Here is a 22414-nt window from a genome sequence, read left to right as displayed (position 1 = left end):
CTCCCTCTCCTATTACCTTATTTATCTTTAGTAATAAAGTGGACTATATTACGTTTATTCTCTTCTAAATAACTTACAATTCCTTCAGGATATGTTGGTTTCTCCTTTAATTCCTCTATGCTCTTCCATATTAATATAATATCCCCATATTCTTTATGTCTTATTTCATTTGTAACTCTCTCTTTAACAGTTCCCCAATGTATCAATGTACAATGATGTCCTTTTTCGTTGTTCCACTCGAAAATATGCTCATTTACAACAGCTAGCTCTTGGACATCAATTTTCAAATCGTATTCTTCCATTAATTCTCGTATTATCGCTTCTTTTGCTGTTTCACCGAATTCAATAGAACCACCTGGAAAACGATAAAATGTTTCTCTTAAATCACATTGTACAAGTACTTTAGAATGATCTTCATTTAAAATCATTGCTTCAGCACGTAATTTAGGCATCTTCATTTCGTCTCCCCATTCATTCCACATATGATTAAATCCAATAGTTATAAAAGAAAAGATTAATCATAATTCCAGTTATTATTAATAATGGAACTACGCCTAAAGAAATGACATATTCCCTCGATTCTTTATCATATTTCCACTCCATATATGATTGAAAGCAGTATAAAGTTATTAAAAATAATATGGGTAAATTACTAATATAAATAGGATTTAAAGTGGCACATATCAGCGTAACAATTATATAAAAAACGATAAGAGCCCTAGTGCCCCATTTATGAGCGTTGTTTACATATTTACTATTCCAGTCTGTTTGTTTCGGTATATTTAATTTTTTTCTCACTACTTTTTCCAAAACAACTAAGAATATGATCCATACTATTAATAAAATTCCTTTAACTAAAAACAGTGATGTCTCCTCCTTTACTTTTTATCTGGCTGATTACTCGGATAAGTAGCTTTTCCTTTATTATCAATGTCCCAACTAATAATTGTCGCACTATCTCGTCCGAATTGATGATGAACGTGCTCTAATACATGATGAACACTTTCTTCAAGTTTTATATTATTTCTATTCATATCATTATATAGATTTAATGGTGTTTCATATCGACGTTCTCCGTATTCTAATACCCCATCTGTCACCATTACAATTCGATTGTTGCCAGTACGTAATTCACGAATTCCTGATGAATAGCAAGGAACAGGTAAATCAAAAGTATTTACGTTACCAATCCATTCGTAAAAATGACGTTGATTTAACGCATATTGTCCTAATTTGTGTAATTCATCATGAAATACATACACTAAACAGTCGCCGATAGATAACCACCATATGTAGTTTTCTTTTCTTACACATAGTAAGCAAGCTGTTTCACCTTTAATTCTTTGGCACTTTTCCTTAAATGAAGAAGATTGAAAGATAGTAAGAATACGATTTTCAATAGATCGAAATACTGTATCAATCGATTCATTCATCATTTCTTTTATATTTTCATATTCTTTTTGAATTGTATTTACTACTAAATCAACACTTTCTGCACTATTATGTCCATCTAATATAGCTGCAAATTCCCAATCACCATTTGACCAAACTAACGCACCATCTTCGTTCTTGTTTGCTCCGGCGCTTATATTTCCGCCGTATTTACCAATTACGATTTCACCATATTGCTTTATCGAAATTTCGTCTAAGCACATTTCTCTACTTCCAACCCATGAATATTGTCTATTATTTGTTATATTCATATTCACTCACCATATACTTTCGTATTCTTTCGCATAGTTTTTTGATTTTTTCTGTATCACCATAAGGCGCACCCATCCATTTCGCTACTTCAGTCGGTGACCAAAACTCTTTTGGTGTATTTGCATAACGCGGTATGATGTGCATATGCATATGTGGTACACCATTTCCTGAAACAAAAGTGTAAATATGTTCTGCACCTTCACTTTCTTTTAGTGCTTTACTTACTCTACTTGATATAAGTCCGAACCTTTTCGCTTCTTCATCTGTTAGTTCAGCAAGACCAGGTACATGTCTTTTTATATCTATCATTACATAACCAAGATACGTTTCTTCGCTATCCCAGTGGACATGTCCAACGTAAACGAGTTCATCTTCGTAAATAGCTCCACCTGGAACTGTAATATTTCCTTTATGTTTTTCACAAATGAAGCAATTTTGTTCTTCTTGATTATTTGTTGGCATATCCATCACCATCCTTTTTATATATAATATCATAAAAAAAGGAAAAATAGGATTTATATTCCGAAAATTCATTCTTTTAATGCAACAATTTTGAATTGAATTTACAACTCATTTTTTCTTCAAAACTACAACTCCAATTACAACCCCTATACCGACGCCTATTGCCAAGGCATCATTGCTTTTTTTCTTTTTAGACAAAATAGCATCTCCTCTCATAATTTTTTCTAAAATAATATCTATTTACATGACTTCACTGTCTCCTAATATATTCGCTATTCCACTTAATAATTTCCAAAAAATGTACTTTATTACTTATACTTTTCCACCACATAATCCTTTTCTTAAGAAGAGATTTTCAAGTCGCTATTAAACAAACATATCGTTATTCATTGAAGAATTAAATCAATGAAATAAAAAAACAAGTTTTTGTGTCAGCTGACGGTTCTGTTATCGTTCGAATATAATTTATTCAAACAAAAAACACACTTTGTATAATAAAGTGTGTTTTTTGTTTATCTTCTTTTTTGATGAAATCCTTGTGTAATGCGGTCTAATATAATCGCAATGACAACAATGGCTAGTCCGGCTTCAAATCCCATTCCGATATTAACTTGTGTTACAGAACGGTATACATCAACTCCAAGACCTGGAGCTCCTACAAGCGATGCTGTTACTACCATTGATAAAGAGAGCATAATACTTTGGTTCACACCAGCCATGATCGTTCCAGTTGCGAGTGGTAATTGTACTTTAAATAATTTTTGTGATGCGGTAGAGCCAAACGCATTCGCTGCTTCTATTAAATCTTCTGGAACTTGTCTAATTCCTAAGTCAGTAAAACGAATTGTCGGTGGCATAGCAAAGATTACTGATGCAATAATCCCAGGTACTACACCTACTCCAAAAAATGTAATCGCGGGAATAAGATATACGAAAGCCGGCATTGTTTGCATAAAATCTAATGTCGGTTTTAAAAATTTTGAAAACCGTTCATTTTGCGAAGCTAAAATACCAATTGGGATACCTACAATGATTGAAATAATAACAGATGTAAGTACAAGGGCTAATGTTTGCATCGTTTGTGCCCAGTAGTTAATATTTAAAATAAATAATAACCCGATTAGTGTAAAAATAACTAAAGATACTTTTCTCGTTGTGTACCAAATGAGGAAACACAAAATAATAATCATCAATATAGCCGGTATTATTGTTAAAAAATTAGTGAGTAAATCAACGAATCCGCCGATAATATAAGAGAATCCTCGGAATAAGCCTTCAAAGTGCTCATATAAACTTGCAACAAATGAGTCGACCCATTCCCCTAAAGGAATACGTGGTATACTATTCATCGTCTTTCACCTCTTCCTCAATATTACCTGCAAGAGCTTGAATGACACTTTCACGTTTAATAATTCCTCTTAACCTTTTCTTTTCATCAATTACTGGTAACGGATATTTCATCTCCGCCATTTTCGCATACGTTTCTTCCAGTAAAGTATCTAAATACACGTGTGGGATATCGGTAAGTAATAAATCAGCAATTGGCCACTGTTTTTGAACTGCTTTACTCGCATCATCTGCCGTTAATATTCCTAAAAACTCATACTTTTTGTTAACAACATACACTGTAGAAACACCGGCATTTCTCATAATTTGAAGTGCTACACGTGGTCCACGGTCAATTAATAACGTCTCTGGTCGTTTTAATATAGATTCCGCCGTTATTACTTTTCCTAAATTCACATCCGCCACGAATTTCTCTACAAATTCATTCGCAGGACTCATCATAATTTCTTCTGGCGTTCCAATTTGGACAACTTCTCCATCTTTCATTAACGCAATTCGATCACCAATTCGAAGGGCTTCATCTAAATCATGCGTAATAAAAATAATTGTTTTTTCCATTTTATCTTGTAATTCTAACAGTTCATCTTGCATTTCTTTTCGAATCAGTGGATCTAATGCACTAAATGACTCATCCATAAGTAGAACATCCGGATCATTCGTAAGCGCTCTCGCAATGCCGACACGCTGTTGCATACCACCACTCAGTTGACTTGGATAATTATCTTTATGATGGTCTAATCCAACTAATTTCAAGGACTCTAACGCTTTTCTCTCTCGTTCCTCTACTGGAACTCCTTGTATTTCTAAACCATATGCAACATTTTGTAAAACGGTACGATGAGGGAATAGAGCGAATTTCTGAAACACCATGCTCATCTTCGTTCTTCTCACTCTTCGCAACTCTTCTTTGCCCATCGTTGCGATATCTTCTCCATCTATGTATATATGCCCCGCTGTTGGTCTAATCAGTTGGTTTAACATACGAACTAACGTCGATTTCCCGCTACCAGACAATCCCATAATAACGAAAATTTCTCCCGTATATACTTCGAACGTCGCCTTTTTTACGCCAACGTTCATTCCTGTCTCTTTCAAAATTTCCGATTTACTTTTTCCTTCTTTTAATAAGGTAAGCGCTCTTTGCGGGTGTTTCCCAAATACTTTTGTTACGTTTTCAACACGTACCTTTGTATTATCCATGTCACTACTCCTTTTCTACCCATCTATTCACATAGTGTTGCGATTTTGCAAAGAAATATTACATAAAAATAACATTTATAAGATTTCTTTAAAATTCTCGTTTCTGTTCATAATAAGAATGCTTACTTATACATTTATTTAAAAAGGCAAACGTTTCTTAGGAGGTTTTTAATGAGAAAGAAAATATGGCTCATATGCCTTGCATTATTTATTACTATGATTTTCTCTTCATGTAATGCAACAAATGCAAATTCGAAAGGAAAAATTAAACTAGGTGTAACAAGTTGGAAAGAAAACATTGCAACAGCAAACATGTGGAAAGTTCTATTAGAACAAAAAGGCTACAAAGTTGAGCTTATGTATTTAGAAAAAGCGGCAATTTGGACTGGTGTTGCTCGCGGTGATGTTGATGCTAATTTAGAAGTATGGCTACCCGTTACGGATAAACCACTAAATGATCGTTATAAAGATGATATTGTCTTAAAATCAAAATGGTATGAAGGAACCGGACTAGGTTTAGTTGTCCCTTCTTATGTGAAAAACATAAACAGCATTGAAGATCTAAATGCACATAAAGATGAACTAGATAATAAAATTGTCGGAATTGAACCTGGCAGCAGTCTAATGAATTTAACAAATAAGGCGATGAAGGAATATGATATTAAACTAAAACTTGTCCAATCTTCTGAAGCGGCGATGATGAGTGAACTAAAGAAAGCATATACGAAAAAGAAACCAATCGCTGTTACGCTTTGGAATCCGCATTGGGGCTTTTCAGAATTTGATTTAAAATATTTAAAAGACCCTAAGAAAGTATATGGTGAAAAAGATGACATTTATTACTCTGTTCGTAAAGGTTTCGAAAAAGATCATCCAGATATCATAAAATACTTTGACAAATGGAAAATGAACGATGAACAGCTTGGTACATTAATGGTCGAGTTAAATAAAACGAAAGATCCCGAAGAAGCGGCGCGAAAATGGATTAAAAAGAACCAAACGTTAGTTGATGAATGGATTAAAGATTAAAAAACCAGGCTAGAGAATGAGCATATTCTCTAGCCTGGTTTATGTTATTTTTTCTCAACGACCCCATCAACAATCCCATATTCTTTAGCTTCCTCTGCTGTCATAAAATAATCTCTTTCCGTATCATGTGCTATTTTTTCGATTGGCTGTCCTGTTCTATCAGCAATAATCTTATTAATGTCATGCTTCAATTTCAATATTCTTTTTGCTGTAATTTCGATTTCTGTTGCTTGCCCTTTTACACCGCCAAGTGGCTGATGAATCATGATTTCACTATTAGGAAGCGCGAATCTTTTTCCTTTTGCACCAGCTAATAGTAAAAGGGCACCAAATGATGCAGCTAAGCCCATACAAAGCGTTTGCACATCCGGTCTAATAAGATTCATTGTATCTAATATTGCAAATCCTGCTGTCGTTGAGCCGCCAGGACTATTAATATACAGAAATATATCTTTCTCCGCATCTTCCGCTTCTAAAAATAATAATTGCGCTACTACACTGCTCGCAACCTGATCATTAATCTCTGAACCGATTATAATAATGCGGTCTTTCAATAACCTTGAATATATATCATAGGAACGTTCTCCTAATTTTGTTTGTTCTACTACATATGGAATTGCATTCATTTTAAATCCCTCCAATAATTTTTATGCCGCGCAAAGCATACAACTGTAGGAAGAGGATTGTTTCACATTAAATAATAAGACTGGCTGTTTAGATGGTAACTTAGTAAAATCTATTGTCGGAAGCAGTTTCGTTAATAATTCCGGTCTCTCCTCTCGAATAGACGTCACTACAACTTCCATATCATCTGTGAATTCAACTATCTCAATCCCTTCTTCACTTACAGTTTTCAACCTATTTCTACTCCGAAACAAAGAAGCTTTTACTGCCCCTTCCGATACGGAACATACTTTAGCAATATCAGCGATACTATATTGAAAAACATCCTTTAATAATAAAATCGTGGATTGCTGTACAGTTAATGAAGATAATACTTTCCCTACCATTTCATGCAAATCTGCAATATTCTCTTGTGGCTCTTCAAAAGTGATTTGTTCTCTTATTTTTTCATGAACAGACTTAGACTTCATCTGATCTAACCAACGATTTCTTGCTATTTTATAGACGAGTGCCATACAAATATCTTTATTTCTATATTTTTGAAGTACTTTACACACTGTTTCTTGGGCGAGATCTTCCCCATCCCATTTGTTTTTCGTTAAAAAAGTACAGTATCTTTTTAACTCTCCATATTGCTCAATTAAAAAATTTATATTTGAATGATTCATATCGATATGATTCTTTAAAATATGAGTAACTTTTGTGCACAAAATAACCACTCCTTTTCAGCGCTTACTTAATTAACGATTCAACAAATAAAAAAGTTACGGGGCATATAAAAAAATTATGTTTATGTTCAATAATTCGCGGTCATAAATATGTTATGTACCATTTTACGTGAGGAGGAACAAATTTGCCAAAATTAACAATTGAAGGTACGGGAACTTTTGATGTACAAGAAGGCACAAAATTAGTATTAGCAATTGAAGACAACGGTGTAAACATACTCCATCGTTGCGGCGGAAAAGCACGTTGCACAACTTGTAGAGTAGAAATTATAGCAGGTGATTTTTGTGAAGCGAATGCAAAGGAAAAAAATGCGATGACAGAAAAAGGGATTGAAGATCATTTACGATTATCTTGTCAAATGCGTGTACATAAGGATATAGTAGTTCGTCCGGTACTTACAGTTGAAAATTCAGGTCTTGATGCTGGACCACGCCCGGCGGAGTAAATCGATGAATTTAAAACAACTCGCTGGTGAATATGCTGCAACTTTCGTAAAAGATGGAATGAAGATTGGGCTTGGTACAGGTTCTACCGTATACTGGACGATAGAAAAATTAGGTGAACGTGTAAAAGAAGGACTATCATTTCAAGCTGTCCCGACATCAAAAGAAACTGAAGTATTAGCTCAGCAACTAAATATCCCACTAATTTCATTAAACGACATACAAAGTCTTGATCTTACAATTGATGGAGCGGATGAAATTGATTCAAATTTACACCTTATAAAAGGAGGGGGTGGCGCATTACTTCGTGAAAAAATCGTTGCCTCCTCCTCTAAAGAACTACTTATCATTGCTGATGAATCAAAACTTGTAACGCATTTAGGTACTTTTCCATTACCTGTTGAAATCATACCTTTTTCATGGAAACAAACCGAAAGTAAAATTCAATCTTTAGGTTGTCAAACAACGTTACGCTTAAAAAATAATGAAACATTTATAACCGATAATAATAACATGATTATTGATTGTGTATTCCCTCATAACATAACGAATCCTGCCAATTTACACAATCATTTAAAAATGATTACTGGTGTAGTTGAAACCGGATTGTTTGTTAATATGACTAGTAAGGCGATTATTGGAACAAAAAACGGGATACAGGAATTATAATGGATGCTGACTCTTACAGTCAGCTTTTTATATTTCTCTTTACTACGTATCATTATGATATACTATGAAAATAAAAGTACATTACACTAGAAAGGGCTGAACAAATTGCACTCCAAACTCATAACAGAACGTACAGATTTAGAAACTGCCTTCTACATTCGAAAAGAAGTATTTGTAAAAGAACAAAATGTCCCTCTTGAAGACGAATTCGATACATTCGATGAAATTGGTGAGACATGTAAACATATTTTAGTTTATTATAATGAGCTTCCCGTTGGTACAGGTCGCATACGATTTGTTGATGGAGCTGGAAAATTAGAACGTATTTGTATTTTAAAAGACTATCGTAAATATGGATTAGGAAAAGTAATTATTCAAGCGTTAGAAGAAATTGCTCGTGAAAAAGAATCTACAAAAGTAAAACTACACGGTCAAACACAGGCTGAAGGATTTTATAAAAAATTAGGTTATCAAACTTCTTCTGATATATTTATGGAAGACGGTATTCCACATATACTTATGACGAAAATATTATCATAATAAAAAGGGCAGTATATGAAACTACATTATGTATTCATATACTACCCTTTTTATTAATAGAAAAATGAATTCTCAAGATGTCCTTTTGCATCAAAGCCCATTATCTCTTAGTTTATATCTTAGTAAAGCTTATACTGTTTTCCATAATGATAAGGCATAAATCCAGTTTGGATCCCCATTTCCTTTATAACTCTGGACTATTTCATATAGACACTCTTCTCATAAATAATCTTCTATTATTACTGATATTACTGACCTACAAATGTAGAAATTTCATCAACAGCTTGTTTATGCCCACTAGATTTTCGAAATGACTCCTTCAAATGCAACGCAGCTTCTTTATATGATGGATTATTTAATACAAGTTCTACACTTTCACGTAGTTGTTCTACAGTTAATTCTTTCATAGATAACTTAATCCCAACTCCTAGATTCTCTACTTGCTTTGCAATTACTGGCTGATCTGCACTTTGCGGAATTACAATGAGTGGAATCCCGTAATTTAATCCTTCATGTGTACTGTTCATTCCGCCATGTGTAATAAACAACTTTGTATATGCAAGTAGTTTCGTTTGTGGCACATAATTTTTTACAATGAAGTTTTTAGGAATTTCACCTAAATCACTTATGTTCGTTTTATTACCAATAGACATCACAATTGTATAATCACTATTCTCGAACGCCTTCATACAAAGTTTATAAAAATCAAGCGCTTCATTAAAAACAGTGCCTAGCGAAATGTAAATCGGGCTTTTTTCTTCAATTGAAATAAAATCAAAGTCTTCATTTTTTACTTGTGCAGAAATAGATGGGCCTACAAATTTATATGTTTCATTAAACGTATCACCGAAAGGTTGAAACTCTTTAACCGTATACACAATAGTGAGTGGTGCTGGGTTACAAAAAACTTCATACGTTGAGTTTATTTCAACACCATATTTCTCTGAAATTCCTTTTGTTAAGCGTTCAAAATCATTATGTATGTTATCTTGAACTTCCACTGGTATATTTTTAGACAAGTGATCTAACATTTGTTCAAACGATCTTTCATCCTGCGCAAAAGATGTACAAGAATTTATTGCTGGAAGCTTTAGAATTTGAGCAATTAAACGACCACACCCAAACATCGAATCGTGAATGATGTAATCAAACTGCTCTCCTTCAATTTGCTCTAAAACACTAGGTATTACCACATCTGCTGTATATAAGAGACCGTTTATTCTTTCTTGCAAATAATTTCGACCACCGGAAAGAAATGCTTTTATAAATCTTTGGTCGTCAATTGTTCTTACAATAGCCCCTGTTTTTTCAATACGTTCTCTGAAAGCTTCTATTGAAAAATAAACTACCTCTTCCCCGCGTGAAACTAATTCTTCTACAACTTGCAACGTTGGATTTATATGTCCTTCTGATCCAGTATTAATGAATAAAACACGTGCCACTTTAAACACTCCTTAATTTAAATCTTCTCTACATTATTTTGCACTTATAATTCTTCTAAATGGACTTAGCGAGCCTAAATCCAAGGTCATCTATATAAAATGTTGGATGACTACGGCGACGACAAGTCGCGCCACAACCTCTAGCTTCTTCAGCCCAACTACCACCTCGAAAAATCCGGTATGCTCCATACACCTTTTCATCATACAAATCATAACACCATTCCCAAACGTTCCCCAACATATCATACAAACCCCATGCATTCGGCACTTTTTTACCGATGTCTTGAATTTGTCCGTTTGAATTTTCATTATACCAAGCAATCTTTTTCAATTCACCATATATGTATCCAGTAGTTCCTGCTTTACACGCATATTGCCACTCTGCTTCTGAAGGTAATCGGTACCCATCTGAATCTAAATTACAACTAACAATTTGACCACCGTCATTAATAGAATAATATTCTTTTAACCCCGCTTTTTTTGAAAGCAGATTACAAAACATAATGGCATCATTCCATGAGATATTTACAACTGGTTTGTATTTATCTTTGGATAAATTTGATGTATGATTCGTAATCGCATCATACAATTCCATCGTTACAACATACTTTGCAAGAAGAAACGAATTAACTTGGACTTTCCATTCTTTCTTTATTCGATCATCTCTTAATTCTACTTTTCCTGTTGGAATTTTCACCATATTAGAATCAACTAGCCTAATAAATCTATCCAATTCTATCCCCCCAGGTTATTTCTTTTTATAATCTAACTATTTATAGCATCGTACTTCTCTAAAAATAGTCTTACTTCATTTGTAGATTTTAAAATAATAACATCTTTATCCTTCCTCAATTGATTTAACTTCTTTAAAATTGTAGGTCGCTTCGTCTTAGGATATTCCCATATCCATTTAAAAAATTGCAAATCAAATCTTTCCTTACATCCCGCGCCCATATCCGGTCTTGTTTTATTCCGATATTGTACAACTCTTTTAAAAGCACGATAAGCACATATTGTTCTATGAATATCAAGAAAGATAATTGTATCCGCTGCGTTCATTCTTATATCCATTGTCCCACCATAATTCCCATCAATAATCCACTCATCTTCTTTAACTAATTCATTTTGAACCGTTCTTTGCTCCTCTTTCGGTACCCCTTCCCAATTCGGTTTCCAAAATAACGCATCAAGATGATGTACTTTAATATTTAATTTATTTCCTAACTGCCTTGCTAATGTAGATTTCCCTGAACCACCAGAACCTATTAATATAACTTTTTTCATGTTTGCACACTCCTTTCTATTAATTCTTCAATAGTTTCTTTACTAGCAAAAATCCAGAAAAACATCTCTTCATTTAATTTTAGTAAATCTGGTAACTGAACAAAATAAGTAATAAAGATAACTTGAATTGAAAGCATAACGTACCAAATGGCTTGTAGTTCTTCTCTCGTTAAAATACTTTGCTTATTATATCCTTCAAAGATTTTGCTAATGATATGTTGCCACTTCCCTCTTAATTCCGCATCACTATGTAACTCACTCAAAATACTTGTACAGCAATAACATAAATCAAATACTCTAACATTCCTTTCTAAAAGCTCAAAATCTATAAATCCTTGAAATTCATTATCTTTAAAAATCACATTCGATAAGTGCATATCGCGATGAATGATTTGTTTTCTTAAAGAGGTAATAGTTTTCTTAAAATCTGAATGTATTTGATTCATTGTTCGAACTACATCCTGATCAACATGCTCATTCTTTTCTAAATTAGGTAAAGCCCATTCGTATACCAATTTATACAAATCTCTTTTTACTAACTCATTATTACTATTCACCGAATTAAGTGCTTGGTGTAACTTAGCTATTTCTTCTCCAATTAAGCTTCCTAGATTTTTTAGATTTTCTGGATCCTTTATTTCAAGTACACTTCCAACAACATATTCGTATAGACAATAATATCTCTCTTTATAAACTACATACTTTTCACTATTACTTGTTTTCACTAATTTTTGTACTTTAACCCCTTTTTCCTCAAGCTGCTCTAATACGTTTATTTCAACTAAAAGCTGTTTTATTGATCCCTTCTCCTTTAAAATATAGGATTTATTATTACAATGAATCTTTATTACATTTGCTTTTATTTCAGTAGCTGTGACATCATAATCATAAAACCAAAATTTCACAATTTCTAATATATTCCTCATAATAAATCCCCCCATTTAAACTCACTTATTTCTTCCATAAAATCAACTCAAAAAGAAATCCTATTCCAACACCAATTGTGTAAGCCACTAAATCACTCCACAAAAAACCATAACCTAACACGAGTCCACCTAAAGTCGTTGCACGAATGCTATCTATCCATTCGGCATGGTACAATTGGCTCACTTCAATCCCGTAGCAAAACATTAAACTAATAAGAGCCAATTTCTTCATTTCTATTTTAGGAAATAAAAATCCGAATCCAATGAAAATCATTAACGCCCATAAAGCATCACCTAAATAATTATTTAATAGAGCCGGCAGCGCAAAAGCAAACTTTCTTGAACTAAGTCCTAAAATAATAACAAGGATTGTAAACGTTGCGTATAGTAATCTATTCCGTTTCATATTCATTTCAAAACTCCTAATTCATCATTTAAAACTGCAAAATAGCTAGTAAAATATAATCATTTTACTAGCTATTTATTCACTGCTTTAACAATAAGAAAATGTGGATTTGTATTTAAATAATGATAAGATTTTTCATTTACTTCTTTCATCTTTTCAACTGGCCTCGGCTCAACTATTTTTTCCAACACAAAATAATTTGTTGTTTCATTAACAATGTCTTGAAGTGACCTTCTAAAAAATTCAACTTCAATTGTAATGTTTGGTTTAACCCAAGTATCTAATAATAATTGTTTTTCGAAATAATTTTTACAAGTAAACTTTGTAAAATCCATAAAAGGATGATGAATGGAGTATATAAATTCTCCACCTGGCTTCAGTACACGACGAAACTCCTGAAATACTTGATTCCAATTTTCTAAATAATGAAGGGTTAACGAACTTACAATTACATCAAAAGTATGATCTTCAAACGGTAATATTTCTTGCAAATCATGACAAAGAAACGTTGCCTTATCACCCATACTTTCCTTTGCAGCTTTTACCATTTCAGAACTTACGTCAATTGCTGTTACATTTGCTCCACTTTCTACAAATTGAGAAGTATACCATCCAGCTGCACACCCAGCATCTAGCACACTCTTCCCTTCTAATTTCTTTGGAATCATCTCTATCATCGCTGGTCTTTCATAATAGCTGTTATATGGATTTGCGACATCTAGATTTTCTTTATATGTACTCGCTAATTTATCATATGTATCTTTAATCGTGTCTTTCAACACACCCACCCCTTATACATATTAATCTAATAACTCTTGCTGCTTTTTCTTTGAAAATGACTGCAGAACTAAATCATACGACCAATCAATCATCTTATTAATTTGCATCTGTTCCACATCTTTATGTATATACACCGTATTCCAATGTTTTTTATTCATATGATACCCCGGAATGATTGTTTCTGGATACTCTTCTCTTAATCTTAGCGCAAGTTCTGGATCACATTTTAATGTTATTGCCGCTTTTTCGCCTTCTTCATGGTTCAATATCGCAAAGATTTTATTATTAAGCCTCATACATGTTGCATTCCAACCATCAGGAGAATCTTCTGTCGCTTTTCTTTTCGATAAACAGTACGCTCTTGTCGCAATCATTCTAATTGTCACCTCTTATTCTTTCACTATTTGATTACGGTGCATCACAATTTGTTTCGTCACTTGAAATTGCTGTTGACCATAAAACTTTATAAGTTTCTCTCCACAAAATAGGCTCACAATATTGATATGAGATATCTCTTCAAGCAACATTGTAAGCATCTTCTCACCAATATCTTTATTTCTTACACTCTCATGCACAACAACATCTTCTAAGTACGCTCGAAAAACACCGTCTGAAACAACTCTAGCAAAACCAATTAACTCATTTTCTTTCCATACCCCAATTGCTATACTGTTTTTTAACATTTTTTGAATATCGATTTCTTTTCTTTCTGGCCACCAACCGACAGAATCGTAAAGCCTCTTTAATTTTTCTGAACAGATTGGTTTCTCATCTTGTAATTTATACGTATACATTTTCTTTCTCCCATTTAACATATTATAAATTATTATAAATGATTTTATAAATTTACAATATGGATTTTACAATTGCAATATAAACAATTCTCTAATACCTTTCCTATCTCCTCTATTAAGTTAGATCATTTCAAATTAACAAATTTATGGAAATACAAAACAACTAATAAAATATTTACCTATTAAACTTTGAATTACTTGTAAGAAATGGCAGTAGTTTTAGTTAAAACTTTTAATTTGAAACCTACAGGTGCAGACGTCAATTTCCCTGATGTTCCACCTAATCATTGGGGTTACAATTATGTCAAAATTTTAGCTCAAAATAATATTACAGCTGAATTTCCTGATGGTACATTTGGTCCAGATGTAAAAGTAACTCGTGAACAGTTCGCTGCATTTTTAGCTCGTGTATTAGGACCTAGTTTCCGTCCGGCTTTTCCTAAGCCTAAAGGCGAGTTAGAAGTTCATTATATTGATGTAGGACAAGGTGATGCTACTTTTATTAAATCTCCAAGTGGCGAAACAATCCTTATTGATGGTGGTAACAACGGAAAAGGTAAAGTAGTAGCAAATTATTTAAAAGGATTAGGATTCCAAACTATCGATTATATGATTGCCACTCATCCTGATGCCTATAACCTCTTCTCTAAAAAGTGTTGACTATGGCCTTTAGGATGATCTTCAACAACACCATATTCTCGGTAGCCGTGCTTTTTATAAAATTCTGGCGCTTGAAAACTAAATGAATCTAATAATATTAATCTACAACCTTTTTCCTTCGCAATGTCTTCAATTTTATGTAATAGTTGACTACCATAACCATCATGACGAACTGAATCATCAACCCATAAAAAATCTATATGGAGATGATAAAAATACATCGTTCCTGTTACCCCGCCAAAGATTTTCCCAGCCTCATCTTTCAGAACAAAACTTACTTGTTCCATCGGCTGTTTTGCTTCATCTGTTAAAATAGACATGTTATATTGAATGACCTTATTTTTTATGTATTCTCCTTCAGCGCGAGTACCATTCTCTATATGTTTCATATATTTCTTCCTTTCAACTTAGTAAGTTACCTTTTATTTTTACTTTTCCTTTTTAAAATACTAATACATACGAATCCACCATAAGTAATAAAGCATGAAAAACCAATTATCCCTGGCACAGAAACATAGCCTACTCTTATATAACTTATAACTGCAAAAGAAGCGATAGATAGTAAAATAGATGGCCAAAATAGAAGACCTGTTTTTCTTCGTCTCTCTTTCGATGTACTTTCTTTCTCTTCAGAAACTCGTGTGCCAAAAAGTAATACAATACAAATGAGGATCGCTGCAAAATAAATGGTATCTAATGACAAATTGTGATCGTATAGTGCGATACCCACTTCAAGAGCAATAATCGTTACAATTAAAATAATGATTGTTGATGTCTTTAAGTTTCTTTTCAATTGCTCACTCCTAGCATACTTTCACTATATTCTTTGTATATGTATTTCAAAGCTACTGCAAAAGCTTCATCTACCTCTTTATTTTCACGTCGATTAGGTAAATCTTTTCCCCCAATAACATAAAGAAACGGGAATTTGTTGAATATTCCTATTATACCAATATTTATTGCAGCTGAAGATAGTCCACCTGTCATATGAGCTAAGTGATATGAATGTATTCCTTCATATTCACCTTGCTGTCTTACCATGCCGCTAATAATTGGTTCCCATAATTCTGCTTCTGATTTATAACCCTGAAAAATATGTACTAAAAGTGAAAGAATCTCATTTAATTCTCCAACATTTTTCTCATCCCTAGCGTCCTCTTGTATATGAATTTTTGAAAAGTACGTTTGGGCATACATTTTCACAGCATCCCATCCACCACAGTACATTACAACTGACTGTGCAACGTAACTATCATGACATGCTATCATTACTTCTACTGCTTTACTAAGTGTTAAAGTCCTTCTTCCTTGTAAATGTGGATACAACTGCGCACTATCTTCATTTGGATTAAATTTAACATGCTGAAGTATATCATTCCAATTACATGTATTTTCCTTCACCATTTGCGCTACTACAAATCCGATTACTACTTTTGCTGCCGATGCTAACGGAATATTTATTTCACTATTATATGAAGCAACTATACGATTGTTTTTTGTAGAATAAATAGCTATTCCAACATGATTAGATTGTATCTCTTTCATTTTTTGAATGACAGTTTCCATTTTCATTCCTCATTTCATATCGTTTTATCACCTTTAATAATTCAATATAGAATGTATAAACCCTTTTTAGTAGATTAAATCGGATATTACAAAAGGAAAAAGGTAACATGAATTGCTCCTTGCTACCTAAAAGATACATGTTTACGAAAAATCTCTATTCTTCTAAAGGATTTTTAGGGCCATTAAGCTCCAATTGATAAAAAGCTAAATCTAGCCATTTATTAAACTTATAACCAGCCTTTTTAATCGTCCCTGCATGAACAAATCCATAGTTTTCATGTAAAGCAATACTTCTCTCATTTTCCGCATCAATTCCAGCAATTAAAGTCATATACTCTCTTTCCCGTGCAATGGCTATCAGTTCTTTCATTAAAGATGTCCCAATTCCCCTTTTTCTATATTCCTTATTAATGTATATAGAATGTTCAATTGAATATTTATAGGCGGGCCAAGCTCTAAACGGACCAAATGTTGCAAATCCTACTACTTTATTATCTAGTTCGTATACAAAAATCGGATAACCATCAGCCTTTTTCTGTTCATACCAATCTATTCTATTTTTAAAGGTTACAGGTTTATATGCATATACAGCTGTTGTATTTAGTATGGCATCATTATAAATATCTAAAATGTATGTTACATCTTTTTCCGTTGCGTCCCTTATCATGATTTTCTTCCTTTCAAAATGTTTACTCTGGTAATATAAATTCCCCTTTTTCCTTAGGAAATGGAACAACATCTATAATTGCATCTATATTAATTGCTCCGTAAACATGCGGATATTCTTGGCCGTTAGAAGCAAGTTCATATTTTATTTCTGCTTTCACTAAGGATGGATCAATTGTCAGTAATAAAACATCTTCTTCATGAATGAAATATTTTTCCGCAACGTTTAAAGCTTGTTCTAAAAATGAACAATGAATAAATCCCTCTTCTTTTAGTGAAACTTCATTAATCTCTCCATTTATCTTTGCGATTTCCCAATTTCTCTTTGTTATTACTTTTGTAATCATTATCATGTCTCCTATATATTTATAAAGTGAAACTTTAATCAGCCCGCGCCCCACCTAACTTCTTTACTTTCGCTGCATTTTGAGGTGGGGGTCTTACTGCCCATTAAAGCGTGATAAACTAAGAGGCTTTCCTATTCATTACTAGAAAAGCCTCTTGAATTTTTATTTCTTAATTAACGGAGATGCTTCCCCGCTATGGAAAATCCATAAATCATGAAGCGACCTTGTACATCCAACATATAATAACTTTGCATCATGTTTCGTATTTTTATAATGTTCTGCATCAACATCAATGAGTAGAACAGCATCAAATTCTAACCCTTTCGCTAAGTATACAGGTACTACTGAAATACCACCTTCATATTTACTTTGATCTGCTTCAATGAAGTTTACAGCCAATCCTGCATTTGTTAATTTCTCATATATATCGCGGCACTCACCGTCTGTTCTTCCTATTACCGCAATTGTTTTCACATCTTCACTTTGTAGATGTTTTAATGTCTTTACAATTTCAGTAAACTGTTCTTCTGTATGAATTATTTTCACTTCTTCACCACTACGGAAAACTGGCATTGCAAGCCCTACTGGAATCTCTGCATTTTTAATTATTCCGTTCGCAAATTCTATAATTTCTTTTGTAGAGCGATAACTTCTCGTCAGTTCATAATAACCTGTTTCTTGGAATACTTCCTTAAAAGCACTCCAATCTTCAATCCCTTGATAATCATAAATTGCTTGAGATAAATCACCTAATATAGTGAAAGAGTTACCTAGTGTAATTTCTTTTAATACATAAACTTGAAATGGTGAGAAATCTTGCGCTTCATCAATAACGACGTGATGAAATTTCTGCCCGATTTCAATACCTGTTATGCGATGATGTATGTAAATTAAAGCTGGCAAATCTTCTACATACACTTCTTTTTTACGACAACTCTTCTCCGTTTCTTTCACAAGTTCCTCGGGTAATACTTCGAGTATTTCTTTGCTTTTCAATATTGAACTATATATTGAAAGCGAGCTCATTTTCGGCCAAAACTTCATATAACTGTTCAATCTCTTTGTCGCTTCTTTTTTTAATAATTTCTTCTCATTTGTTTCTCCGTATTTTTTCAGTTCAATTTCAATCCATCGCTTCATTCGGCCAACTAAACGTTCTCTTCTTTTCTTTAATGGATAATGTTTATATTCAACTTGCATCCATTTTTTTATATCTTCCACTGGAATAACAGCCTTATCCCATGCCTCAAAATCACTTGTTGGTACTAGTTCTTTTTCAAATTGAACCATTTTCTCTTCAATAAAGGACTTAAATTCTATCGTACCTTTCAATTTACCAAGCATAATCTTTCTTTCATCACGATTAATAGAAAATGCTTCTTTCAATTTTTCTTCTGTCTGCTTCAGTTTCACCGAATCATCTAACGTACGTAATGCCCAGTCTGGAAATATTGTTTGACTAATATTCCCGACACCTAATTCAGGAAGTACACTCGAAATATAATCTAAAAACAGACTATTCGGAGCAAAAACAATCATTCTCTCCGCTTCTAATTGCTCACGATATTCATAAATTAAAAAAGCAAGACGATGTAAAGCGATCGTTGTTTTACCGCTTCCTGCAACCCCTTGAATAAGTAGTGGTAAGTTTCTTTCCGCACGAATAATATCATTTTGCTCCGATTGTATCGTCGAAACAATATCTTTTAGTTTATTATCTTTATTCTCACCTAATCGATATAGAAGAAAATCATCGGCATGCGAGACATCTTCATTTCCTTTCACATATGTATCAACAACACGTTCTAATTCTCTTTTTCGAATAGAGATGTTTCGCTTTAAATAAACATCACCTTCTACTAATCCGTCTGGTGATTGATAAAACGCTAATTCATCACCGCCGGTAAATGAATAAAACATACTTGCGACAGGTGCCCGCCAATCAATTACAATTGGTTTCATCGTATCTTTATCTGAAACACCTACTTTACCGATGTAAATCGGCATAACATCTTCCTTACCATCCTCTCGAAAATCTAATCTTCCAAAGTACGGCTCTTGTACACCAATACGTAAATTTTGTCTATTAGACTCCCTCATACTTTCAAGAATTTGTTCTTTAAAATCATCGCCATAATAAACCGGAATGTTTTCGAGCTCTTCTAATTGATCATCCATCGTACGTAATGTATCTTTCATTCTTTGTAACTCTTCTTCAAAAATGTTGTTCATATGATGATTCCCTCCTGTCCGTTCTAAATTTTCAGTCGAAATATAATTGTATTAAAAATCCATTTATAAAGTCAAGGACTTAATTTGTTTTTTCTGAAAAAACTTACTTTTCACCTTTCTAATATTGAAATTCAAATGATATTTTTACATTATAAGAATATATAACATCTAAATCATACAACTACACATATAATAAAGTGATTTATACAAAAGCTGCTATTTTCTATTGATTAAAAGGACTTTATACTATCTAACTAAGTTCCCCTTACATACTCTCCAGCTTCTTTTCTAGATATCTATTATTTCATTTATAAAATAACTAAAATCACAAAAACAAAAATAAAAGTAAAGGAGTCTATTCAAAATGACTGCTACCAAAAGAAAACCCCTTAAGTTACATTTACTTATTTTTGTGTTCATTGTATTGGCAAGTGGCTGGATTGGCGTAATTCTAGACTCTTTTCTAACAGATCAGCCTGAAGGAAACTCTTTAGGCATGGGGCTGTGGTTAATATTACCTTTCCTCTCATGTATTTTCCTTAGAGTTATTAGCCGTGATTGGAATGATTTTGGTATAAAACTAAATTTGAAGGCAAACTTTAAATGGTACTTCGTTGCGATACTAATTTACCCGTTCGTTACAGTAATAACGATAAGTTTAGCACTTATTTTTGGAGTAGCAAACATAACTAGTTTTGAAATATATTCGTTATTGTCACTCATATTCATGTCTACTATTGGTAACTTTATTAAAAATATTTTTGAAGAGTTTTCATGGCGCGGTTATTTAACTCCTAAGCTCATTGAACTAAAGTTAAACGATTGGTTTATTTATATTATTTCTGGTTTAGTTTGGGCTCTTTGGCATGCCGCTTATTATTTAGTTTTTTTACCAAATGAATATTTCGAATCTATTTCAAGGTTAAATATGCTTTTATCCGGTTGCATACTTATGGTTTCTTGGTCTATTATGTATGTTGAAATATATAGACTTACAAAGTCAGTATGGCCATGCGTTATCATGCATGCAATTGAAGATGCCGTTCCTACTGTTTTAGTTACAATAACAGGGATCATTGCACTTACTAACAGTAGTGATCTTTGGTTAAACCCTATTAGTGGAGTCGTTGCTACTATTATATTTCTTGGAATTGGGATCGTACTAAGATCTATAAGAATTAAAAAAGAACGACAATTAAATACGAAAGACAGTCAATGATTCACACTATAGAAGCAAAAAAGAGTAAGGAATTTAATCCTTACTCTTTTTTACTTTTATTAGATATGATAAACATTCATTTAACGACGCTTGCTCTTTATATTTTCCCTCTTCAAAGTCATACGCTCCTCCTGGGAAAATCCCAACTATACTTAGACCAGCTTCAGCACATAGATTACTAATCTCATCTACCGTATAACAACGTAAAGACTGTGTAACTATATCATTTGGATTATTAGGATGCCACCAATGATCTAACATTCTTTCATTTATGCTATCATATTCATATTTTCGCATAGCTGAACTTAAGAGCATTTCTTGTCCACTTACCTTTTTCCAATACAATGGTTGATAAATATCAATAAGTGCACATCCATCATCCTTCATCCAATTTTTAATCCGTTTCAATAGAATCAATTGTTCATCATCTGTTCCTACACCAAACCCATCTAAATAACTAACAACATCAAACTTTTCTTCAAAATTAATTTTATAAAAATCAGCGCAATGAATAGCAATATCATTAGTAGAATGCTCTTTTGCAAACATAACTAACTCTCGTACAAGCTCAACAGTAGTCATCTTTACACGTAACTTAGACATCGCCCTTGCAAAACCGCCATTTCCTGCTCCCAGTTCTAACATCGACTGAAATGGATGTCCAATTTGCTCTTTAACTTCTTTAGCGAGCTGCTCTAACCAGCTTTCTGTATTTATATCGTAATTCGACAGTTCAAATTGTTTTTGATAAAACTCCCTCACATCTAATTCGTTCATTATTCTCCTCCTGTAATAAGTTTTCCCGCTGTAGGTGACCGACTAATTTTCTGACACCTATGAAATTCCCTATATTCACAATTTATCAAAATAATAAGAATTTTGGAAGTAGTAAAACAAAAAGCAGATAACGGAAAATCCCACTATCTGCTCTACGGCTGCTCTTATTGTCCTTTTTGATATTCTACCCAATCACCAGAAATGATAACTTTCTTCAGCATCTCTTTGTCTTGAGCAACATACACAAATGCACGTATTTCTCTATCACTAAAGTATATTGTTTCGGTGATTCGGTCATATAAATCACTCTCTGCATTACCTGTGTATTCTTCCAGTTCATCTAATTTTTGCAGAACAGCATCATTTACTTCATAAACTTCTCCATATACCTTATCTTTATTTGAACAAATCATCGCTGGATACCCTTCGTTTGTATCAAATAATTCGCCATACGTCCATGCTTCGTCTGCAATGCATATTGCACCTTGCATATAATGAGCATTCGTTTGCTCTTTTCTTAGCGTGCCATACACAAAAACGTGATGCATAAATCCCTATCCCCTTTACA

General features: G+C 33.1%; 29 protein-coding genes and 2 pseudogenes. 6 read left to right on the top strand and 25 right to left on the bottom strand.

Annotation, left to right across the window (positions count from 1 at the left end; all coding sequences use genetic code 11):
* Positions 1-17: 17 nt before the first annotated feature.
* The 7 genes and pseudogenes from PDQ68_RS09355 to PDQ68_RS09325 form a co-directional block, all read right to left on the bottom strand.
* Positions 18-458, bottom strand: coding sequence for an NUDIX domain-containing protein (locus PDQ68_RS09355; protein ID WP_016717674.1), 441 nt, complete (start codon positions 456-458; stop codon positions 18-20).
* A gap of 28 nt (positions 459-486) precedes the next feature.
* Complete coding sequence (locus PDQ68_RS09350) at positions 487-810, bottom strand: DUF4181 domain-containing protein (protein WP_074585608.1); 324 nt, start codon at positions 808-810, stop codon at positions 487-489.
* A gap of 68 nt (positions 811-878) precedes the next feature.
* Positions 879-1703 (bottom strand): PP2C family serine/threonine-protein phosphatase, encoded by an 825-nt coding sequence (locus PDQ68_RS09345; protein ID WP_061182563.1) that lies wholly within the window; start codon positions 1701-1703, stop codon positions 879-881.
* Complete coding sequence (locus PDQ68_RS09340) at positions 1687-2172, bottom strand: HIT family protein (RefSeq protein WP_029141132.1); 486 nt, start codon at positions 2170-2172, stop codon at positions 1687-1689. The genes PDQ68_RS09345 and PDQ68_RS09340 overlap by 17 nt, the downstream gene beginning before the upstream one ends.
* Before the next feature lie 123 nt (positions 2173-2295).
* Positions 2296-2382: pseudogene (locus PDQ68_RS09335) on the bottom strand (septum formation initiator); the annotation flags it as partial.
* 296 nt (positions 2383-2678) lie between these two features.
* Positions 2679-3515: an ABC transporter permease gene (locus PDQ68_RS09330; protein ID WP_001084762.1), complete on the bottom strand. Its 837-nt coding sequence runs from the start codon at positions 3513-3515 to the stop codon at positions 2679-2681.
* Positions 3508-4713 (bottom strand): quaternary amine ABC transporter ATP-binding protein, encoded by a 1206-nt coding sequence (locus tag PDQ68_RS09325; RefSeq protein WP_000370623.1) that lies wholly within the window; start codon positions 4711-4713, stop codon positions 3508-3510. Before PDQ68_RS09325 ends, PDQ68_RS09330 begins: the two co-directional genes overlap by 8 nt.
* A 171-nt stretch (positions 4714-4884) precedes the next feature.
* Between PDQ68_RS09325 and PDQ68_RS09320 the strand changes: the two genes are divergently transcribed.
* Positions 4885-5742, top strand: coding sequence for a glycine betaine ABC transporter substrate-binding protein (locus tag PDQ68_RS09320; RefSeq protein WP_001227648.1), 858 nt, complete (start codon positions 4885-4887; stop codon positions 5740-5742).
* A 44-nt stretch (positions 5743-5786) separates the two neighbouring features.
* Here PDQ68_RS09320 and clpP read toward each other — a convergent pair whose 3' ends face one another.
* Positions 5787-6368: an ATP-dependent Clp endopeptidase proteolytic subunit ClpP gene (gene clpP, locus PDQ68_RS09315; RefSeq protein WP_000991618.1), complete on the bottom strand. Its 582-nt coding sequence runs from the start codon at positions 6366-6368 to the stop codon at positions 5787-5789.
* Positions 6369-6389: 21 nt separating this feature from the next.
* Positions 6390-7076, bottom strand: a complete 687-nt coding sequence (locus tag PDQ68_RS09310; protein ID WP_000337484.1) for an RNA polymerase subunit sigma-70 — start codon at positions 7074-7076, stop codon at positions 6390-6392.
* Positions 7077-7219: 143 nt separating this feature from the next.
* On the opposite strand from PDQ68_RS09310, the gene PDQ68_RS09305 reads away from it, so the two are divergent.
* From PDQ68_RS09305 to PDQ68_RS09295, 3 genes are all read left to right on the top strand, one after another.
* Positions 7220-7540: a 2Fe-2S iron-sulfur cluster-binding protein gene (locus tag PDQ68_RS09305; protein ID WP_001125397.1), complete on the top strand. Its 321-nt coding sequence runs from the start codon at positions 7220-7222 to the stop codon at positions 7538-7540.
* A 4-nt stretch (positions 7541-7544) separates the two neighbouring features.
* Positions 7545-8207 (top strand): ribose 5-phosphate isomerase A, encoded by a 663-nt coding sequence (rpiA, locus tag PDQ68_RS09300; protein ID WP_001050000.1) that lies wholly within the window; start codon positions 7545-7547, stop codon positions 8205-8207.
* A 105-nt stretch (positions 8208-8312) separates the two neighbouring features.
* Positions 8313-8747 carry a GNAT family N-acetyltransferase gene (locus tag PDQ68_RS09295; protein ID WP_000555726.1) on the top strand — a complete coding sequence of 145 codons (435 nt, stop codon included), beginning with the start codon at positions 8313-8315 and terminating at the stop codon, positions 8745-8747.
* Between the two features lie 248 nt (positions 8748-8995).
* Here PDQ68_RS09295 and PDQ68_RS09290 read toward each other — a convergent pair whose 3' ends face one another.
* The 8 genes from PDQ68_RS09290 to PDQ68_RS09255 form a co-directional block, all read right to left on the bottom strand.
* Entirely contained in the window at positions 8996-10189 is a 1194-nt protein-coding gene (locus PDQ68_RS09290; protein ID WP_000124907.1) for a macrolide family glycosyltransferase, read from the bottom strand.
* Positions 10190-10244: 55 nt separating this feature from the next.
* Entirely contained in the window at positions 10245-10889 is a 645-nt protein-coding gene (locus PDQ68_RS09285) for a formylglycine-generating enzyme family protein (RefSeq protein ID WP_061182564.1), read from the bottom strand.
* 65 nt (positions 10890-10954) lie between these two features.
* A complete protein-coding gene (locus PDQ68_RS09280) occupies positions 10955-11473 on the bottom strand; it encodes a DNA topology modulation protein (protein ID WP_061182562.1) in 519 nt (172 codons plus the stop codon).
* The gene (locus tag PDQ68_RS09275; RefSeq protein WP_061182561.1) at positions 11470-12399 is read right to left on the bottom strand and encodes a phosphotransferase enzyme family protein; all 930 of its coding nucleotides are present in this window, start codon (positions 12397-12399) and stop codon (positions 11470-11472) included. The genes PDQ68_RS09280 and PDQ68_RS09275 overlap by 4 nt, the downstream gene beginning before the upstream one ends.
* A gap of 25 nt (positions 12400-12424) precedes the next feature.
* Positions 12425-12811, bottom strand: a complete 387-nt coding sequence (locus tag PDQ68_RS09270; protein WP_061182560.1) for a ribosomal maturation YjgA family protein — start codon at positions 12809-12811, stop codon at positions 12425-12427.
* A 65-nt stretch (positions 12812-12876) separates the two neighbouring features.
* Positions 12877-13584 carry a class I SAM-dependent methyltransferase gene (locus PDQ68_RS09265; RefSeq protein WP_016717686.1) on the bottom strand — a complete coding sequence of 236 codons (708 nt, stop codon included), beginning with the start codon at positions 13582-13584 and terminating at the stop codon, positions 12877-12879.
* 21 nt (positions 13585-13605) lie between these two features.
* The gene (locus PDQ68_RS09260) at positions 13606-13959 is read right to left on the bottom strand and encodes an MmcQ/YjbR family DNA-binding protein (protein WP_016717687.1); all 354 of its coding nucleotides are present in this window, start codon (positions 13957-13959) and stop codon (positions 13606-13608) included.
* A gap of 15 nt (positions 13960-13974) precedes the next feature.
* Positions 13975-14379, bottom strand: a complete 405-nt coding sequence (locus PDQ68_RS09255) for a GNAT family N-acetyltransferase (protein WP_016717688.1) — start codon at positions 14377-14379, stop codon at positions 13975-13977.
* 204 nt (positions 14380-14583) lie between these two features.
* Here PDQ68_RS09255 and PDQ68_RS09250 point away from each other — a divergent pair.
* A pseudogene (locus PDQ68_RS09250) lies at positions 14584-15012 on the top strand (S-layer homology domain-containing protein); the annotation flags it as partial.
* Here PDQ68_RS09250 and PDQ68_RS09245 read toward each other — a convergent pair.
* The 6 genes from PDQ68_RS09245 to PDQ68_RS09220 all read right to left on the bottom strand — a co-directional run bounded on the left by PDQ68_RS09245 (position 15012) and on the right by PDQ68_RS09220 (position 19850).
* On the bottom strand, positions 15012-15428 hold the full coding sequence (locus PDQ68_RS09245; protein WP_000680402.1) for a GNAT family N-acetyltransferase: 417 nt from the start codon (positions 15426-15428) through the stop codon (positions 15012-15014). The pseudogene PDQ68_RS09250 and the gene PDQ68_RS09245 sit on opposite strands and share 1 nt — an antisense overlap.
* Positions 15429-15454: 26 nt before the next feature.
* Positions 15455-15832 carry a hypothetical protein gene (locus tag PDQ68_RS09240; protein WP_016717690.1) on the bottom strand — a complete coding sequence of 126 codons (378 nt, stop codon included), beginning with the start codon at positions 15830-15832 and terminating at the stop codon, positions 15455-15457.
* Positions 15829-16605: a serine hydrolase gene (locus tag PDQ68_RS09235; RefSeq protein ID WP_016717691.1), complete on the bottom strand. Its 777-nt coding sequence runs from the start codon at positions 16603-16605 to the stop codon at positions 15829-15831. The genes PDQ68_RS09240 and PDQ68_RS09235 overlap by 4 nt, the downstream gene beginning before the upstream one ends.
* 154 nt (positions 16606-16759) lie before the next feature.
* A complete protein-coding gene (locus PDQ68_RS09230) occupies positions 16760-17272 on the bottom strand; it encodes a GNAT family N-acetyltransferase (protein WP_061182389.1) in 513 nt (170 codons plus the stop codon).
* Positions 17273-17294: 22 nt separating this feature from the next.
* A complete protein-coding gene (locus tag PDQ68_RS09225; RefSeq protein WP_016717693.1) occupies positions 17295-17618 on the bottom strand; it encodes a DUF952 domain-containing protein in 324 nt (107 codons plus the stop codon).
* Between the two features lie 162 nt (positions 17619-17780).
* Positions 17781-19850: a HelD family protein gene (locus PDQ68_RS09220; RefSeq protein ID WP_016717694.1), complete on the bottom strand. Its 2070-nt coding sequence runs from the start codon at positions 19848-19850 to the stop codon at positions 17781-17783.
* Positions 19851-20214: 364 nt separating this feature from the next.
* Between PDQ68_RS09220 and PDQ68_RS09215 the strand changes: the two genes are divergently transcribed.
* Positions 20215-21069 carry a CPBP family glutamic-type intramembrane protease gene (locus PDQ68_RS09215; protein ID WP_016717695.1) on the top strand — a complete coding sequence of 285 codons (855 nt, stop codon included), beginning with the start codon at positions 20215-20217 and terminating at the stop codon, positions 21067-21069.
* Between the two features lie 33 nt (positions 21070-21102).
* Here the strand turns inward: PDQ68_RS09215 and PDQ68_RS09210 are convergent, their stop codons facing one another.
* On the bottom strand, positions 21103-21846 hold the full coding sequence (locus tag PDQ68_RS09210; protein WP_270786661.1) for a class I SAM-dependent methyltransferase: 744 nt from the start codon (positions 21844-21846) through the stop codon (positions 21103-21105).
* A gap of 164 nt (positions 21847-22010) precedes the next feature.
* On the bottom strand, positions 22011-22394 hold the full coding sequence (locus PDQ68_RS09205) for a gamma-glutamylcyclotransferase family protein (RefSeq protein WP_016717697.1): 384 nt from the start codon (positions 22392-22394) through the stop codon (positions 22011-22013).
* Between the last annotated feature and the right edge of the window lie 20 nt (positions 22395-22414).

It is taken from the genome of Bacillus cereus group sp. Bc010 (genome assembly GCF_027716745.1).
GTDB lineage: Bacteria > Bacillota > Bacilli > Bacillales > Bacillaceae_G > Bacillus_A > Bacillus_A pacificus.
The sequence above is the reverse complement of the archived record's forward strand: the minus strand, read 5'-3'. Positions and strand labels throughout refer to the sequence as shown.